At 53.8% G+C, this 15,781-nt stretch carries 14 protein-coding genes; 5 read left to right on the top strand and 9 right to left on the bottom strand.

Translation table 11 applies throughout. The features are described 5' to 3' along the window. From idnD to DEU53_RS04370, 4 genes are all read right to left on the bottom strand, one after another. Nucleotides 1-1,041 (bottom strand): L-idonate 5-dehydrogenase, encoded by a 1,041-nt coding sequence (gene idnD / locus DEU53_RS04385; protein WP_110866154.1) that lies wholly within the window; start codon nt 1,039-1,041, stop codon nt 1-3. Between the two features lie 11 nt (nt 1,042-1,052). Then, complete coding sequence (locus tag DEU53_RS04380; RefSeq protein WP_110866447.1) at nt 1,053-2,408, bottom strand: MFS transporter; 1,356 nt, start codon at nt 2,406-2,408, stop codon at nt 1,053-1,055. Between the two features lie 17 nt (nt 2,409-2,425). Next, nucleotides 2,426-3,718: an MFS transporter gene (locus tag DEU53_RS04375; RefSeq protein WP_110866153.1), complete on the bottom strand. Its 1,293-nt coding sequence runs from the start codon at nt 3,716-3,718 to the stop codon at nt 2,426-2,428. Between the two features lie 74 nt (nt 3,719-3,792). Continuing rightward, the gene (locus tag DEU53_RS04370) at nt 3,793-4,560 is read right to left on the bottom strand and encodes an SDR family oxidoreductase (protein WP_110866152.1); all 768 of its coding nucleotides are present in this window, start codon (nt 4,558-4,560) and stop codon (nt 3,793-3,795) included. A gap of 286 nt (nt 4,561-4,846) precedes the next feature. Between DEU53_RS04370 and DEU53_RS04365 the strand changes: the two genes are divergently transcribed. Further along, on the top strand, nt 4,847-5,548 hold the full coding sequence (locus DEU53_RS04365) for a FadR/GntR family transcriptional regulator (RefSeq protein WP_110866446.1): 702 nt from the start codon (nt 4,847-4,849) through the stop codon (nt 5,546-5,548). 88 nt (nt 5,549-5,636) lie between these two features. After that, nucleotides 5,637-6,890, top strand: coding sequence for an enolase C-terminal domain-like protein (locus DEU53_RS04360; protein ID WP_008104104.1), 1,254 nt, complete (start codon nt 5,637-5,639; stop codon nt 6,888-6,890). A 330-nt stretch (nt 6,891-7,220) separates the two neighbouring features. Here the strand turns inward: DEU53_RS04360 and DEU53_RS04355 are convergent, their stop codons facing one another. Beyond that, nucleotides 7,221-7,529 carry a hypothetical protein gene (locus DEU53_RS04355; protein ID WP_110866151.1) on the bottom strand — a complete coding sequence of 103 codons (309 nt, stop codon included), beginning with the start codon at nt 7,527-7,529 and terminating at the stop codon, nt 7,221-7,223. A 125-nt stretch (nt 7,530-7,654) separates the two neighbouring features. On the opposite strand from DEU53_RS04355, the gene DEU53_RS04350 reads away from it, so the two are divergent. Both DEU53_RS04350 and DEU53_RS04345 read left to right on the top strand, forming a co-directional pair. After that, nucleotides 7,655-7,936, top strand: a complete 282-nt coding sequence (locus DEU53_RS04350) for a VF530 family DNA-binding protein (protein WP_110866150.1) — start codon at nt 7,655-7,657, stop codon at nt 7,934-7,936. A 279-nt stretch (nt 7,937-8,215) separates the two neighbouring features. After that, nucleotides 8,216-9,622: a cytosine permease gene (locus tag DEU53_RS04345; protein WP_110866149.1), complete on the top strand. Its 1,407-nt coding sequence runs from the start codon at nt 8,216-8,218 to the stop codon at nt 9,620-9,622. A 180-nt stretch (nt 9,623-9,802) separates the two neighbouring features. Here the strand turns inward: DEU53_RS04345 and DEU53_RS04340 are convergent, their stop codons facing one another. The 4 genes from DEU53_RS04340 to DEU53_RS04325 all read right to left on the bottom strand — a co-directional run bounded on the left by DEU53_RS04340 (nt 9,803) and on the right by DEU53_RS04325 (nt 14,582). Next, complete coding sequence (locus DEU53_RS04340) at nt 9,803-10,921, bottom strand: beta-propeller fold lactonase family protein (protein WP_110866148.1); 1,119 nt, start codon at nt 10,919-10,921, stop codon at nt 9,803-9,805. A 9-nt stretch (nt 10,922-10,930) separates the two neighbouring features. Further along, nucleotides 10,931-12,274 carry an enolase C-terminal domain-like protein gene (locus DEU53_RS04335; protein WP_110866147.1) on the bottom strand — a complete coding sequence of 448 codons (1,344 nt, stop codon included), beginning with the start codon at nt 12,272-12,274 and terminating at the stop codon, nt 10,931-10,933. Continuing rightward, nucleotides 12,252-13,604 carry an MFS transporter gene (locus DEU53_RS04330; protein WP_110866146.1) on the bottom strand — a complete coding sequence of 451 codons (1,353 nt, stop codon included), beginning with the start codon at nt 13,602-13,604 and terminating at the stop codon, nt 12,252-12,254. The genes DEU53_RS04335 and DEU53_RS04330 overlap by 23 nt, the downstream gene beginning before the upstream one ends. A 726-nt stretch (nt 13,605-14,330) precedes the next feature. Beyond that, nucleotides 14,331-14,582, bottom strand: coding sequence for a helix-turn-helix domain-containing protein (locus DEU53_RS04325; RefSeq protein WP_101764402.1), 252 nt, complete (start codon nt 14,580-14,582; stop codon nt 14,331-14,333). Nucleotides 14,583-14,729: 147 nt separating this feature from the next. On the opposite strand from DEU53_RS04325, the gene DEU53_RS04320 reads away from it, so the two are divergent. Next, on the top strand, nt 14,730-15,755 hold the full coding sequence (locus tag DEU53_RS04320) for an NADP-dependent oxidoreductase (protein ID WP_110866145.1): 1,026 nt from the start codon (nt 14,730-14,732) through the stop codon (nt 15,753-15,755). Nucleotides 15,756-15,781 lie beyond the last annotated feature (26 nt).

The raw sequence follows: 15,781 nt of genomic DNA, 5'->3' as shown, positions 1-15,781 counted from the left end.
TCAGAAAACCAGCTGGACTTTAGCCGCACGCTCTTTATCCGCTGCCAGCTCCAGCGCGAGTGCGGCATCCTGCATGGGCATTTCGGCTGAAAGCAGCGGCAGCGGATTGATTTTGCCTTGCTCAAGCCAGCGTACTGCGGTGGTGAATTCGCTGGTGAAGCGGAAGGATCCGCGTAACTGTATCTCTTTGACCAGCAACGGCCCGATGGGATAGTTTACCTCTGCCGCGCCCATGCCAAGCTGCACGATAATGCCGCCCGGACGGGTAAAGGCGACCAGCGAAGCCACCGCCGCGCCTGCGCCAGAAGCTTCAAAACAGACATCAAAACTGCCGCCATTTTCTGCCCAGCGCTCAATTTGCTGTTCGTCACGCGGATCCAGCGCCGCGCTGGCACCCATATTGCTCGCCAGCTGACGACAACGTTCGCTGATGTCGGTAGCTACCACTTCGGTGGCACCCGAAGCCAGTGCCGCCGCGATGACCAGACAACCGATCGGTCCGGCGCCGGTGACCAGCACGCGCTTGCCGGTCAGATCGCCAGCCTGGCGTACCGCATGAATACACACCGCCAGCGGTTCGGCAAAGGCCATCACTTTGGCATCCGCGCCATCGCTGTACGGTACGCACTGCACGGGATTAACCGCCACATATTGGGCAAATCCGCCGTTAACATGCGGGAAAAACTGCGCGCTGCCCATAAAGCGCATTGAGCGACAAAGATTCTGTTTTCCTTCCTGACACAGCGCGCACAGCTGGCACGGTTGGGAAGGATTGATCGCCACGCGCTGGCCAACCTTCAGGTCGCTGTTTTCTGGCACTTGCTCGATGATGCCAACAAATTCATGGCCTAAAATCATCGGCGCTTTCAGTACCGACATGCCCGCGCGGCCATGCTGGAAATAGTGAATATCCGAGCCACAAATCCCGCCACGCTCAACTTTGACTAACACTTGCTGCGCGTTCCACTCAATTTCCCGCGACTCACAGCGCACATCATGTGCGGCATTGACGATCACCGCGTTCACTGTTTTCTGCTGCATTATGCTTCTCTCTATGCGTTTGAAGGGGTTTCAAATTTCTTCTTATTTTCAGCCGGTTGTTCGCCGGGCGGCGTCATCACTTCAATTTTGCCAACCAGCAGCAGGTAGGCCAAAAAGCCCATCAGTGCGACGGCAGCGATGTACCACATCGCGTATTGGAAGTTGTGGGTGCGCTGCAAAATAACGCCGATGATGATCGGACTGACAATGCCGGAGAGATTGCCAAAAATATTCAGAAAGCCGCCGATGGTGCCGATTAAGTGGCGCGGAATCACATCGCTGCACACCACCCAGCCGAGATTAGAGAAGGCGTTGGCGAAGAAGGCGATAGAGAGAATAGCGATGGCAATTACCGGGCTGTCCTGGAAGAAATTCACTAGCGCAATCGAACAGGTGAGCAACATCCCCAGCATTACCGGCAGCTTGCGTGCAAAGGTGCGGCTGCGGCCACGCTTGAGCAGGAAATCACTCAGCGTTCCGCCGCACAGCACGCCAGCCATCGCCATCAGATAAGGGAACATTGCGCCAATCCCCGCTTTATCGATCGACAGATGCAGCCCTTTTTCCAGATAGACAATAAACCAGGTCAGGAAAAAGTAGAGCGTCGATGATGCCGCGAACTGCGCGATAAACAAACCCCAGGTGGTGCGCTGGCGCAGAATGTATTTTACCGACAGCCAGTTAACCTTGCCGTTTCCGGTTTGCTGATTCACTGAACCGTGGCCGCCGCCTTTGCGGATGATATCGAGTTCCGCATCATTCACTTTGCTGCTGTGCTGCGGGTCGCGATAGACAATCAGCCAGTAAATGCCGAACACAATGCCCACCAGGCCAGAGAGATAAAATGACATCTCCCAACCCCATTGAGAGACGATAAACGACAGCACCGGCGTCAGCAGCGCCAGACCAATGTATTGCGCGCTGGAATAGGTTGCCGTTGCACGCGCACGTTCATGGTCGGGAAACCAGGTGGCGATGATTTTGGTGTTGGAGGGAAAAGAGGGCGCTTCTGCTACGCCAATTAGCGCGCGGCACACCAACAGCATCATAAATGACGCGGTGGCGGTGGTGAAAAAGTGATGCGACGCCAATCCCATTAGCAGGGTAAACAGGCTCCACAGCACAATCGCGCTGCCGTACAGCCAGCGCGAACCAATACGGTCAAGCAGATAGCCGACCGGAATCTGGCTCAGAGCATAAAACCAGGTAAACATCGAAAACAGTAAACCTAACTGCGTGGCGGATAAGAAAAACTCGCCCTGAATATGGGAACCGGCTACCGCCAGGTTAGCGCGATCCATATAGTTGATAGCGGTGACAATAAACAGCATGAATAAAACGCTTAAACGCGTGCGCGTGGGTTTCATGGTCATGACTTCATTCTCTATGAGTGTGCAGAGCGGGTTTGTGCCGTTGGCGTGCTCAGGCTACTAAAGGTGGTCAGTGCGGTGAGTAATACCGCCACAACCAGCGATCCGCCCATAAATACATAAGAGGCCGCTGGGCTGCCGGTCAGGCCATTGAGATAGCCCACAATCCATGCGCCGACGAAGGATCCCAACGCACCGAAGCAGACCACGAAGGACATCGCGCCCGCCACAACGTTGCGTGGCAGCATTTCAGGGATCGCAGCGAAGAAAGGTCCGTACGGCGTGTACATTGCAGCGCCCGCGATTACCAGCAGCATCCATGAGAGCCAGAAGTGCGTCGCACCGAGCGTAAAAGAAGCAATGAAGCACACCGCGCCCAGCCCAAGGAAAAGCAGCACGATGTTTTTACGCTGCTGGTATTTATCGGAGAACCAGGATGCGGTCAGCATCAGCGGCACGGCGAGCAGATAGGGCGCGGCTGAGAGCCAGCCGGTCGCGACAATACCCATGCCGGACGCGCTCTTCAGCATGGAAGGCAGCCACATGATGAAACCGTACATGCCGATATTCCAGAAGAAGTGGATAAACGCCAGCGCCAGCACTTTAGGCGAGCGGAAGGCTTCACGGTAATTCTTAACCGGTTTGATCGACTGCTGCTCTGCCGCCAGCGCGTTTTCCACCGCACGCTTTTCGGCCTCGCTCAGCCATTTGGCATCACGCGGTCGGTCGGCATAAATTTTCCACCAGATGAACGCCCATAAGATGGCAGGCACGCCTTCAATAATGAACATGCCGCGCCAGCCAAAGGCGTTCACCAGATAGCCGGAGAGAATCGACATCCACAACACGGTAATCGGATTGCCGAGGAACAGAAAGGTGTTGGCTTTGGAACGCTCCGCGCGCGTGAACCAGTGGCTGAGGAAGATCAGCATCGCCGGCATCACCACACTTTCTGCGACGCCGAGCAGGAAGCGGATCACCGCCAGCAGCGCCACGCTGTGCACCATGCCGGTGGCGGTGGCCAATGCGCCCCACAGGATCAGGCTCCAGAAAATCAGCTTCTTCGCCGAGTGCTTTTCAGCGTAAATGCCGCCCGGCACCTGGAAACAGAAATAACCGAGGAAAAACAGTGCGCCAAGTAATGCCGAAATGGCGGGCGTGATATTGAGATCTTCAGCCAGACCTGCGGCGGCACCAAAACCGTAGTTGGCACGATCGAGGTAGGCGAGGCTATAGGTAATAAAGGCAATCGGGATGAGTTTTCCCCACCGACTAGCCGGTAAAATCCCTGCAATATTCTGGTTCATGCTATGACCTCAGGTCGCTTGAGTAGGATACAGCTGAGTCTTGGTGCCCAGCTTAGGTCGTTTAAATCAGCCCGTTATAAGGTGGCGAGCCAGCCGCCATCCACGTAAATCATCTGGCCATTGACGTAATCGGAAGCAGAGGACGCCAGATAGATGGCGGTACCAACCAGTTCGTCGGGTTTTCCCCAGCGACCAGAAGGATTACTGCTGCAGACCCATTTGTTGAACTCTTCGTTTTCGACCAGCGCTTCGTTCATATCCGTTAGGATATAGCCCGGCCCAATGCCGTTGGTCTGGATATTGAACGGCGCCCATTCAGCCGCCATCGATTTGGTTAACAGCTTGATGCCGCCTTTTGCCGCAGTGTAGGGCGCGACGGTAGGGCGCGCGGCTTCGCTGGTCAGCGATCCGATATTGATAATTTTCCCACCGCACTGGCGTTCCACCATGCGTTTGGCTGCAGCACGTGAGACGAGGAACGCGCTGGTGAGATTGATATCCAGCACCCGCTGCCAGTCGCTCAATGCCAGTTCCAGCATCGGTTTGCGGAACTGAATGCCTGCGTTGTTGATCACAATGTCGACGTGAATGTTCTCTTCATCAAGCTGCTGGAATACCGCTTCAATCGCGGCTTCATCTGCCACATTGAACAGAAAGCCTCGGGCATCAAATCCTTGTTGCTGTAATTGCTCCAGCGCCTTATCCATGTGCTCCTGACGCGTGCCATTCAGCAGCACTTTTGCGCCGGCTTGCGCCAGGCCTTGTGCATAAGCAAATCCCAAACCGCGCGTTGAGCCGGTAATCAGGGCGGTTTTCCCGGAGAGGTTAAATAAGGTCTGCATAACAAAACGTCCTTCATGTAACATGACTAACAAGTTGGATGAGTTACTTTTACGTTATGCGCAGAAAGGCAGCAATTGGCAGGCGAGAGATTTGTAAGATATCTCACAAATTTTTAATGTCATCGTCAGAAGGTAATTATCTACTTTTGAAGATTAAATTAATGAAAGTAATAGTTAAATTTCGGGGTTTTGCAGTATCGCTTTTGCTGCGCGAAAAATTGCTGCTTGTGTTGCAAGCAGTGACGCGTTAAAAAGCGTTAGACATGTAGGACAAGTGAGTAAAGCCGTGGCGCTGGAAAGTATCCAAAAACATAATGTGGTTGATGTCATCTACGAGCAGATGAAGCAGAACATTCAGGATGGTCTGTGGGAGCCGGGCTGTAAGTTGCCGTCAGAAGCGGAATTGACCGCAACCTTTCAGGTGAGCCGCGTCAGCGTGCGGAGTGCCGTGCAGAAGCTGCGAGACCTTGGCGTGGTGGTGACGCATCAAGGGAAGGGTACCTATGTTACCCGCGAAGTGGCGCGCTACGGATCGTTCAGTGATAACCAGCCCATTCTGCACCTTTCGCAGGAAGAGTTTGATGATATGCGGGTTTTCCGTCAGACCGTCGAGTTCAAATGTATGGAGCTGGCAGTGCAGAACGCCACTGATGAGGATGTCAAAGTGCTGGAAAGCGCCCTAAATCGCATGCTGGTGAGTAAAGATGACTACAAGAAGTACTCGCTGGCGGACTACGATTTCCATCTGGCGATTGTGAAAGCTTCGCACAACAAAGTCTTCATCCACGTCATGGAATCCCTCAAGGGGATTTATGTGCATTACCTCGAAGAGTTAAATCGAGTGTTAGGCATCACGCTGGAAAGCGTTGAAGCCCACATTAAAGTCTTTATGGCGTTGAAAAACCGCGATGCCTCGCTGGCAGCCGAGACGCTTAATAGCGCGATGACACATAACGTGCACGCCATCGAGGATGTACGCCATAACTGAATAACCAAAAGCCCTGCACAGGGCTTTTTAATACACATAACATGTAGGACATCATACAGCATGTTATCCAGATACCGTGAGGATCATGATGAGTAACCTGAAAATTACCGATGTAAAAACCATCCTTACCGCGCCAGGCGGCATTGATTTGGTGGTGGTAAAAATCGAAACCAGCGAACCCGGTTTATACGGTTTGGGCTGCGCCACCTTTACTCAGCGTATCTACGCGGTCGCCGCCGCGATTGAAAACTACATGAAGCCGTTTTTGATCGGCAAAGATCCGGCGCGTATCGAAGACATCTGGCAATCGGCGGCGGTCAGCGGTTACTGGCGTAACGGTCCGGTGATGAATAATGCGCTCTCCGGTGTGGATATGGCGCTGTGGGACCTAAAGGGCAAAGTTGCCGACCTGCCGGTGTATGAACTACTTGGAGGCAAATGTCGTGATGGCGTGCCGCTTTATCGCCACTGCGACGGTGCAGATGAGATAGAAGTTGAAGACAACATCCGCGCGCGCATGGAGGAGGGCTATCAATATGTGCGCTGTCAGATGGGCATGTATGGCGGCGCGGGTACCGATGATTTGCGTTTGATCGCCGGCAAGCTGGCCAAGGCGCGCAATATCCAGCCGAAGGTGTCACCGCGTAATCCTACTCACGGCATCTATTTCGATCCGGATGCTTATGCGCGCGCCGTACCGCGCCTGTTTGATCATCTGCGCAACAAGCTCGGTTTTGGCGTTGAGTTTATTCACGATGTGCACGAACGCATCACGCCAATCGCTTCGATTCAGCTGGCAAAATCTCTCGAACCGTATCAGCTGTTTTTCCTTGAGGATCCGGTTGCGCCAGAAAATATCGACTGGCTGAGCAAATTACGCAGCCAAAGCAGCACACCAATTGCCATGGGCGAGCTGTTTACGCAAATCAACGAGTGGAAGCCATTAATTCAAAACCAGCTGATCGATTATATTCGCTGCCATGTCAGTACCATTGGCGGCATTACACCGGCGAAGAAGCTGGCGACTTTTGCGGAACTGTTTGGCGTGCGCACTGCGTGGCACGGTCCGGGCGATATATCACCGATTGGTGTGGCGGCAAACCTGCATATTGATCTGAGCATCACCAATCTTGGCATTCAGGAGTACACGCCGGTGAATGAGGCGCTGCAGGAAGTGTTCCCAGGTTGTCCGGAGATTGATCGCGGTTATGCCTACCTCAGCGATCGTCCGGGGCTGGGCGTGGATATCGATCTGAAAGAGGCGGCAAAATATCCGGTATCGGGCGGTATTCCAGACTGGACTAACGCGCGTCTGCCAGATGGCACGGCGGCACGTCCGTAAACGTATTGATGATTCGAGAGGAACCACTGATTGGTTCCTCTTTTATTTAGTTTTCAAAACGTCCTGAGGTTGCTTCGAATCGAACGTTTCCGCAAAGGCATCCGCAGGTGAAATGGCTCATGAATTTTATCCGTAATGATGATGTTGAGGCGAATATCCGAATTTAGCCGTTACAAACCAAAGGGCGCATAATGTATATTATGTTAAATGAAGTATCTCATTGCGCACTTCAACCATCATCCGCTCATCACCTGCCTTCTTTCACCTCCGTCACCAACAATCCGTAACCCGCGATCATCCCGGCGACGGACTGTTGAACGCACGTTGCCGTTATCTGCGCCCTTTAATCACCGACGCCTTCCAGTTGAAATCACTGACTTCACTCTCTTTCAACGATTCAGGTTTCTTCCTGCGGGTTGGCGTTTTCTTTGCCTTTTCAGCCAGCGCTTTCTCTTTGGCCAGTTTCGTCGTCATAATCTGCTGCCGGGCTTCCGCAGTGAACTCTTTCTCTTTCTTTGCATCCGGCTCTTTGCCAGTGCGCTGGCGATACTTCTCCATCAATCCCTTAAACGCTTCTTCTACTGCAACGCGTTCACTGAGATTGAACTGATCGATGGAAATCATTTTCTTGTCGTTCATAGCGTACCGTCCAATAGTGATTTTCTGGCAACAAGTGTACAGCATTTACCGGCAATGACGATCGCACCATTGCCGCTCGCGTGGCTTTCTTGTAACCTTTGCCGTCAACATTTTAAGGATTTCCTATGAACGATCATCGCTCCAAAGATCCCTTGCACGGCGTCACGCTTGAGATGCAAATTAATGCGCTGGTCGCCCATTATGGCTGGGCCGAACTGGGTAAGCTCATTAATATCAACTGCTTCAAAAGCGATCCAAGCGTTAAATCGAGCCTGAAGTTTTTACGCCGCACACCCTGGGCACGCGCTGAGGTTGAAGCACTGTATCTGGATTCACTGGATGATTTTGCTGCGGATAAGGCAGATGATTCCGCGCCAAATCCCTGGACTATGGGCAAAGATCAGTAATTTCTGGCGACAAAACCGGCAGCGCTACGTGAATTCTCGGCAACTTCCACCCTGCTCTTTTTGCAGAATTCACGTAGCGACGTCATATCAACTCCTCCGTTCTCTCCATTTCATAACTTCCCAACCTTGCCCGTGTCATCACATTTTCCAATGACCGATCGTATTGTAAGTTTCCATGCTGCATGACAATATCGCTACATGTATATACATGTACCACCAAGAGAAGCCACATCACACTAACAATAATTTCCCACCTTTAGCCGCTTCAGCGAGGAAACTATGTCAGCCGAATCACCTGCAGCAGATTACGCCGGCGCAGAGAAAAAGCGCCTGTCAGAAACGCGATCCATTGATTACATTCCTCCGAGCGAACGCCACGGACATCCTTTCAGCCAATTCACCTTGTGGTTTGGTGGCAATTTGCAGATCACCGCCATCGTAACCGGCGCGCTGGCCGTGGTGTTGGGCGGCGATGTGGTGTGGTCGATCATCGGCTTGCTGGTTGGGCAAGTTGTGGGCGCGGCGATCATGTCACTGCATGCCATTCAGGGACCGCGTCTCGGATTGCCGCAAATGATCACCAGCCGCATGCAGTTTGGCGTATATGGTGCGGTGATTCCGTTGGTGTTGGTGTGCATCATGTATGTCGGATTCTCTGCCAGCGGCACGGTGTTGGCCGGACAGGCGCTCGCCAAACTGATTAATACCAGCAATGCGTCAGGCATGATCCTGTTCAGTGCGATTATCGTCGTCATCGCGGTGCTGGGATATCGCGTGATTCACAAGCTCGGTAAAGTAGCCAGCGTGATTGGCGTGCTTGCCTTTGTTTACCTGTTTATCACGCTGCTCTCAACCCATGATCTGTCCGCGGTGTGGCAGAACCAGCATTTCACGGTCGCTAACTTCCTGCTTGCGGTTTCGTTGTCGTCGTCATGGCAGATTGCATTTTGCCCGTATGTTTCTGACTATTCGCGCTATTTACCGGCTAACGTCTCAGCCAAAAAACTTTTCAGCTGCGTTTTCTTCGGCACGGTTTTAGGAACGCAGGCTTCAATGACGTTGGGTGTAATTGTCGCGGCGATTGCCGGTAAGGCTTTCTCTGGCAACGAGGTTGGCTATATTGTCAGTTTAGGCAGCAGCGCCACGATGGCGATGGTGATCTATTTTGCGATCTGCTTCGGCAAAATCACTTTCACCACGCTGAATGCTTACGGCAGCTTTATGTCACTCACCACCATCGTTTCTGGCTTCCGTCAGAAAACCGCATTAAGTCGTGGCGGCCGCATTCTGTTTGTGGTGTTGATGGTGACGATTTCTTGTGTGATTGCGCTGATTAGCGAACCCGCTTTCCTGAAATCATTCACCCATTTCCTGCTGTTTTTACTGGCCTTTTTTGTGCCGTGGAGCGCAATCAGCCTGACCGATTTCTACCTGATCACCAAAGGTAAAGTCGATGTACCGGCACTCTCCCAGCCCAACGGACGTTACGGTCGCTGGAACTGGGCGGGCATAATTGTCTACTTCTGCGGCGTGCTGGTACAGTTGCCGTTCATTGATAATCCACTGCATCACGGTTCGTTAACCTGGATTTTTGCCGGTAATGATGTGTCGTGGATTATTGGCTGGATTGTCACCGCACTGTTGTGGTTAGCCGCAAGAAAGGTCGATCGTCGAGGGACCTTGTAGCACTCTGTTTACCCCAATCAGTGACATTGTCACGCATGTCATATTAATGAATCGCGCTCACAAGTGCTTGCAACTTTGAGCGCATTATCATTCAGCCAGCCCACCGCTACACTTTAACTAACGAGAAATATAAGCAACTGTAAGGCGCACCTGGTCGCCATTAATGGCAATCCTTAGGGATTATTTGTAACTCACCACCGTCACCCAATTGGCGTCACCGCCGGCCGGTGCTTCGCCAACGCGCTTTAGCGCCCCGCTTTCTTGATCAATGGCATAGCTGCCGGTCACCGCACTCTTTTCGCCGCTGGCAATCAACCAACGTCCGTCAGCGGTGATCGCGATGCCGCGCGGCTGTTTCTCGACTTGCCAGCTATCAATCAGCGTCAGTTTGCCGTCTGCTTTGTTAATCCGGTATCCGCTGATGGTGCTGCTGGTCCGCTCGCTGACATAGAGAAAACGGCCATCCGGCGTCAGACGAATATCGGCCGCCCAGATGCGCGGCGTGGTGTCGCTGTAGCCCGGCGGTCGCTCTTTGCCGTGTTGCAGTTGATATTTTTCCGCTACCGCATTTGGCGTCTCCGCCACTTTCACCAGCTCACCGCTGGCTTCACGACGAAACTGCGTAATGATGCCGCCCATTTCACCGATGTTGTAGAGATAGCGATTATCCGGCGACAACACCGAATGGCGCGGTCCGTTTTCTGTCGCCGTTTTAACATAGCCGTTGCCTAACCCCGAAAGCTCGCCCTCGGCGCTCAGTTTCAATTGCAGCACGCGATCGGTGCCGAGATTGCCGACATAAGCCTGCTCGCCGCTCGCATCAACAATCACCGAGTGCGCGGCATGTCCGGTTTTGTAACTCCCGACCGGCGGCGCAATCAGCTTGCCGTCGCTATTGAGTCGATAAACGTGCACCACATCGCCATCATAGGAAGCGCCCAGCAGAAAACGACCCTGCGGATCCGTGCTGATGTAGGGATAACTGGCCGCAGCGGATACGCTATTCAACGGGCTGAGATCGCCCGTTTTGCTGTCGATGTTCCAGCTCACCAGTTGCAGCGGTTTACTGCGAATCGCGGCGTAAAGATGTTTGTGATCGGCGCTCAACGCCATCGGCATCACTTTGCCGCCGACCTGAGTGCGTCCTAATAGTTGCAATGCACCGGTTTGCCCATTCAGCGCGTAGCGCGCGATGGTGCCATCATCGGCTTCTGAAACGTAGACAAAAGTCTGCGCCAGCAACGGCGCGCTGGCGGCCAACGACGCTAATAGCGTTGCCGCGCGTAATAGGTTCTTCATGCTGCTTCCTTAGCGTACCAATGACGGACGTTTGGCGTCATAGCGCCAGTTATCGATCAAAAACTGCATCCCCAGCGCATCGTTGCGATTTTTATCCGGCAGCGCGTTATATAGCGCATGCGCCTGTTCGATGCGATCCATATCCAGCTCGATGCCCAATCCCGGCCCCGGCGGTAACTCCAGATAACCATCGCGGATCTGCGGCGGTTGACGCGTAAGCTGCTGACCATCCTGCCAAATCCAGTGCGTATCAAAGGCGGTTTGACGATCGCCAGGCGCGGCGGCCCCCAGGTGCGCCACCATCGCCAGCGAAATATCAAAATGGTTATTGGAGTGGCAGCCGGTTGTCAGCCCCCATTCGTTGCACAGCTGCGCCACCACGTTGGCGTTACGCATCGTCCAGAAGTGCGGATCGGCGAGCGGAATATCAATGGCATTCAGTTGCAGCGCATGATGCAGCTGGCGCCAGTCGTTGGCGATCATATTAGTCGCGACCGGCACACCGGTGGCGCGGCGAAACTCGGCCAGCGTTTCCCGGCCGGAATAGCCTTGTTCAGCGCCACAAGGATCTTCCAGATACGGCACCTTTCCCGCCAGCTGCTTGCCAAAGCGAATCGCCTCATCCAGCGACCAGCTGGCGTTAGGATCGACGGTGACGCGTGCTTCAGGGAAGCGCGCCAGCAGCGCTTCCACCGTTGCCACTTCCACTTCACCTGCCTGCACGCCGCCTTTGAGCTTGAAGTCGCGGAAGCCGTATTGCTCAACTGCCGCTTCGGCCAGTCGCACCACGGCATCGCTGTCCATCGCCGCTTCATGACGCAGACGGAACCAGCCTTCTTGCTCATGCTCCCCTGATCGATAGTGCATATTGGTGCGCTTGCGATCGGCGATGTAGAACAAATAACCCAGCATCGGAATGCGATCGCGCTGTTTACCGCTGGCAAGCAGGTCCGCTACCGGCAGGTTAAACAGCTTGCCTTGCAGGTCCAGCAGCGCCGCTTCAATGGCGGCGGCGGCGTTATAAAACTTCTCCGGATTCATCTGCGGGATATGAATGTCGTTGGTGTGCGAGGTTTGTTGCTGACGAGCCTCGCTGCTGAACAACTGGCTCAGCTTCGCGTTGAGACGCAGCAGCGAACTACCTTCTATCAGCGGGCGAAACTGTTCCAGCAACTGCAAGGTGGATGCATGACACGGCGTTTCGCCTACGCCGGTATGTCCGGCGGAATCGGTCAGTATCACGATGATGCGCGTGAAATAGCAGTTATGGGCGCCGCCAATGTTCAATAACATGCTGTCGTAGCCGGCAACCGGCACGATACGCATCGATTTAATGACTGGACTGTCTGACATGGTTTCTCTCCGTGTGACCGAAAGCGGGTGGAACAGGTTTGCGACGCAGCAGCAAATAGAGTCCGGTAACCACAGACACGCTGGTTAGCGCGTAAAGTCCGCCGGTGGTGCTGCCGGTGTGCATTTCGAGGTAGCCGAATACCGTGGGCGCAAAGAAGCCACCGAGGTTGCCAATCGAGTTGATCAGCGCAATGCCGGGCGCGGCAATCGAGGCGGGTAATTCACTTTGCGGCATCGGCCAGAAGAACGCCGCGCTCACTTTGGATCCGATGCAGGCCACAATCATCGCCACAAAGCCAAACCATGGCGTTCCCAGCGTGGCCATAAAGGTGCCGCACGCGGCGATCAGCATGGCGATACCGAGCCCTTTGTCCAGTTTATCGCGATAGCGGTCGGTGGCTTTGCCGAGCAGAAACAGCGCGACGATAGCGAACAGCCACGGCACGGCGGTCAGCAATCCGGTTTCAAAGCTGTTGAAGCCCTGAATACGCTGAATGATTTGCGGCAGCCAGAACACTAACGTGTAGCCGGTCATGGTCATGGTGAAGAAGATCAGGCAGTAAGACAAAAGGCTGCGATCGCTGATCAAGCCCCAGCGGCCGTGTTTCACCGCGTGCTCTTCGCGCGCATCATCTTCCAGCGCTAACTGCTGCGCCAGCGCTTGTTTCTCGGCATCGCTCAACCATTTCGCGCCTTGCGGTTTGGATACCAGCACAAAGGCGGCCAGCAAGCCGATCACCATCGATCCGCCGCCTTCCACAAACATCACCCATTTCCAGCCCGCGATGCCGCCAACATCATGCATCATCAGAATGGCACCGGTGAGCGGACCGGAGAACAGAAAAGCGCTGGCGGTAGCGCTTAACACCATCGCGGTGGCGCGTCCGCGCCACGCATTCGGCACCCATTGACGAAAATAGAACAGCACGCCAGGGAAGAAGCCGGCTTCCGCCACGCCGAGCAGGAAACGCAGCAGATAGAAATGCAGCGGCGTACTCACAAAACCGGTAAGCACCACCACCATGCCCCACGTAATCATGATGCGCGTCAGCCACACGCGTGCGCCGAGTTTCTTCAGCATCATGTTGCTCGGCACTTCAAACAGCGCATAACCGATAAAGAACAGCCCCGCGCCTAAGCCGAAGGCGGCCGCACTAATGCCTGCATCCGTTTGCAGTTCGGCTTTTACGAAGCCAATGTTAGCCCGGTCAATCTGGTTCACAATTAACATCAGCGCCAGCATCGGAATGATGCGGCGGAAGAACTTGCCGATAGCCGAGGCGATATGCGCGTCATGATCGGGCGATAATACGTATTGTTGTTGTGTCATGCGTCACCTGTAGGGAGAAAAGCATCGCTATAGGTATACGCAGCAGAGTGTGGCCAGGTGTATGTGGCATTGCCCGAGACCGCTTAGGCAAATGCCCTATGATTGTTAAAATTCATGGTTTTATATTAATTCACGTCGAAAAGTTTACGCTTGGTTTGTGCGCTGGCTCACTACAGGCCCCGTGCCTGAGCATACCTCACATTAAACTGAGCGACTTTCGTTCGCCATAGGCTCAGATTGTTTCAGTTTTGCCGTGCGGCGACCGAGCAAAGGGCGCCTGGCCGCGCCCTCTGCACTCCCGGGCCTTGCGCCAGCCCAATCCGCCGCTGCGCGGTACCTTCACTCATTCACGATTCCTGACGGACCGGCGCCGATTCGCTCCTGCTCAGCGCCGCCTCTCGCCGCATCCATGCGGCTCGCCCTGGAATCCCTCATTCGTTCAGCGGTTTGGGATGTCGCCTCAACACCCGCGCTGCTGCATCAATGCATTAATTTGACTCACCATCGCTATAAATCCCGTAGGGTCACCATTTATGGTGACCTGGTACACAAATGGCCCAGGTTCCATAAAGTGCTTTCTCAGAAGTTGTTATTTGAAGACATTCGGGTAGTTACAGCTATGAAAACTAAGATAATGTAGATAATTAATTTACCTGAAGGACAAATCCTCCCGATAAAGCAAGTAACTTCAAAAGTTACATATTGAAAATTCATGCAAGGATGAGGTCAACCCTCATCAAATAAAGTGTCCAGGTCTTCTAGCTGTGGAAATGAGAAATCAATGGCTGAAAGTTTCAATCCCAGTGACGTCAAATAAAGAGTAAATGCTTTCAACGATCCCGCGTAATGGCCATTTTCAATCTGTGAAATAACCGTGCGATGAATGCCTGCACGCGTCGCAGCGTCGGCTTGAGTCCAACGGTTAGCCTTGCGCCTTTCCTGACATTTAGCGCCTATTGCTTGCAAACCAGGCAACATAAAACCTCTATTGTTGGTATATGATAACAATGTCTATATTTTTACCAAAATGTTATCATATAGCAACACTTAAGTTCTGCACAGGCGGCCTTAATGCCTTTTCCTCGTCTACACTTGCCTCACGTGGAAACGCTAATAGAGGTAAAAATGTCGCAATCTAATCAACGTAATCAAGCTTGGCTATTAGCCTCACGCCCGCATGGCGAACCGGTAAAAGAGAATTTCCGCCTGGTAGAGCAGCCCATTCCTGACGTGAAGGACGGCCAAATCCTGCTGCGCACGCTCTATTTGTCGCTTGACCCCTATATGCGCGGGCGCATGGATGACAGCAAATCTTATGCTGCACCTGCTGAACTCGACCAACCGATGGTTGGCGGCACGGTGAGCGAAGTGGTGGAATCTAAACACGCGAATTTCCAGCAAGGCGATGTGGTCCTCGCGCAAAGCGGCTGGCAAAGCTATGCGGTTTCGGACGGAAACGGCGTGGCGAAATTGGGCGATCTGCCCCATCCTTCCTGGGCGCTGGGCATTCTCGGTATGCCGGGCTTTACGGCCTATATGGGCTTGATGGATATCGGCCAGCCAAAACAGGGTGAAACCCTGGTGGTCGCGGCGGCTACCGGCCCGGTCGGTGCAACGGTGGGTCAGCTTGGCAAACTCCAAGGCTGCCATGTCGTAGGCGTTGCGGGGGGTGAAGAGAAGTGTCGTTATGCGATTGAGAAGCTCGGTTTCTCCGCCTGTATCGATCACCATCGTGACGACTTTGCGGAACAACTGGCGGCTGCCTGCCCGGACGGCATTGATATCTACTTCGAAAACGTTGGCGGCAAAGTGTTTGATGCCGTATTCCCGTTGCTGAACACCGCGGCGCGCGTGCCGGTGTGTGGCCTGGTTTCTGGTTACAGCAGCCGCGAATTACCGCCGGGCCCGGATCGCACCCCGCAAATCATGGGCGGCATTCTTAAACGTCGTATTCGCATGCAGGGCTTTATCATCTTCCAGGATTACGGCGATCGTTATCCTGAATTCCTCAAAGCGATGACGCCGCTGGTGGAGCAGCAAAAAATCCAGTACCGCGAGCACATGATCGACGGGCTGGAAAATGCCCCGCAGGCGTTTTTCGATATGCTGAAAGGCAAAAACTTCGGTAAAACCGTGGTGAAAGTCGGTTAAGGCTTTACCTGGCGAAAGGGATCTTC

The sequence above is a fragment of the Pantoea sp. AG1095 genome (genome assembly GCF_003208415.1).
Lineage (GTDB): Bacteria > Pseudomonadota > Gammaproteobacteria > Enterobacterales > Enterobacteriaceae > Pantoea > Pantoea leporis.
Note: the sequence above shows the minus strand (reverse complement) of the source record. Positions and strands in the feature narration are given on the sequence as shown.

What these genes read in the sequence shown, in the direction of transcription:
- DEU53_RS04380 (WP_110866447.1), bottom strand. Translation starts at nt 2,408, where the DNA reads ATGAAACCCACGCGCACGCGTTTAAGCGTTTTATTCATGCTGTTTATT.
- DEU53_RS04325 (WP_101764402.1), bottom strand. Translation starts at nt 14,582, where the DNA reads ATGTTGCCTGGTTTGCAAGCAATAGGCGCTAAATGTCAGGAAAGGCGC.
- DEU53_RS04335 (WP_110866147.1), bottom strand. Translation starts at nt 12,274, where the DNA reads ATGTCAGACAGTCCAGTCATTAAATCGATGCGTATCGTGCCGGTTGCC.
- DEU53_RS04320 (WP_110866145.1), top strand. Translation starts at nt 14,730, where the DNA reads ATGTCGCAATCTAATCAACGTAATCAAGCTTGGCTATTAGCCTCACGC.
- DEU53_RS04370 (WP_110866152.1), bottom strand. Translation starts at nt 4,560, where the DNA reads ATGCAGACCTTATTTAACCTCTCCGGGAAAACCGCCCTGATTACCGGC.
- DEU53_RS04340 (WP_110866148.1), bottom strand. Translation starts at nt 10,921, where the DNA reads ATGAAGAACCTATTACGCGCGGCAACGCTATTAGCGTCGTTGGCCGCC.
- DEU53_RS04360 (WP_008104104.1), top strand. Translation starts at nt 5,637, where the DNA reads ATGAGTAACCTGAAAATTACCGATGTAAAAACCATCCTTACCGCGCCA.
- DEU53_RS04330 (WP_110866146.1), bottom strand. Translation starts at nt 13,604, where the DNA reads ATGACACAACAACAATACGTATTATCGCCCGATCATGACGCGCATATC.
- DEU53_RS04345 (WP_110866149.1), top strand. Translation starts at nt 8,216, where the DNA reads ATGTCAGCCGAATCACCTGCAGCAGATTACGCCGGCGCAGAGAAAAAG.
- idnD (WP_110866154.1), bottom strand. Translation starts at nt 1,041, where the DNA reads ATGCAGCAGAAAACAGTGAACGCGGTGATCGTCAATGCCGCACATGAT.
- DEU53_RS04355 (WP_110866151.1), bottom strand. Translation starts at nt 7,529, where the DNA reads ATGAACGACAAGAAAATGATTTCCATCGATCAGTTCAATCTCAGTGAA.
- DEU53_RS04350 (WP_110866150.1), top strand. Translation starts at nt 7,655, where the DNA reads ATGAACGATCATCGCTCCAAAGATCCCTTGCACGGCGTCACGCTTGAG.
- DEU53_RS04375 (WP_110866153.1), bottom strand. Translation starts at nt 3,718, where the DNA reads ATGAACCAGAATATTGCAGGGATTTTACCGGCTAGTCGGTGGGGAAAA.